Raw genomic sequence first — 311 nt, forward strand, 5'->3', positions numbered from 1 at the left:
GGTGGTGGTAAAGGTTTGCTCTGCCCCTAAATCATCGATAACCGTAAAGGTGATCACGGTGCCTTCAACCGCATCACTGGTGCCGCTTAGAGTCGGTGTAACATCGTTACTTGAACCTGGGCTGGTTAAATCAAGCGTTGGCGCAATGGTATCAACCTCCCCTGCACCTGTGGCGGTCGCTGTGTTACCCGCTGTATCGCTTACGCTTGCACTTACGGTATAACTGCCCTCAGCAAGGGCTGTTGTAACAGGGACTGACCATGTACCACTTGCGCCCACTGTGGCTGAAATTGTTAGCATTGCGCCCGCGG

1 protein-coding gene is annotated in these 311 nt (G+C 53.7%); it reads right to left on the minus strand.

Features of this window, described 5'->3' with window-relative positions; all coding sequences use genetic code 11:
• A partial coding sequence (locus CWC04_RS18735; RefSeq protein ID WP_249326210.1) for an Ig-like domain-containing protein occupies positions 1 to 300 on the minus strand: 300 nt, incomplete at its 3' end.
• Between the last annotated feature and the right edge of the window lie 11 nt (positions 301 to 311).

The organism is Pseudoalteromonas sp. S2893, from assembly GCF_005887105.1.
In the GTDB taxonomy this organism is placed as follows: domain Bacteria; phylum Pseudomonadota; class Gammaproteobacteria; order Enterobacterales; family Alteromonadaceae; genus Pseudoalteromonas; species Pseudoalteromonas atlantica.